Source organism: Photorhabdus viridis, assembly GCF_040256935.1.
Taxonomy (GTDB): Bacteria; Pseudomonadota; Gammaproteobacteria; order Enterobacterales; family Enterobacteriaceae; genus Photorhabdus; species Photorhabdus viridis.
The window spans coordinates 1-238 of record NZ_JBEJZY010000441.1; the positions used below are offsets into that span (position 1 = coordinate 1).

Annotated in this window: 1 pseudogene; it reads right to left on the reverse strand. The window is 42.0% G+C overall.

Going from position 1 to position 238, the window contains the following annotated elements:
* Positions 1–238: pseudogene (locus ABR397_RS24070) on the reverse strand (hypothetical protein); the annotation flags it as partial.

Below are 238 nucleotides of genomic sequence, written 5' to 3' on the forward strand. Positions count from 1 at the left end.
TTGAGTCAATGCACGAAACGCATAGAAGCGGCACATTTACATTCCAAGCGATAAGACCGAGTCTGAATCTACGTGCTTCTGAAATCTCTGTTCTTAAGCAGAGCTGAGGTTGATTAAGAATACCCTTTTCCACTTTGGCAATATTTTCCGGTGAATATTTTTTTAACCCTTTCAGCTCATGACGATGAAAACACAGCTGAGTGCCAAATTCTTCGCGAAAACGACGATAACAGGCCAG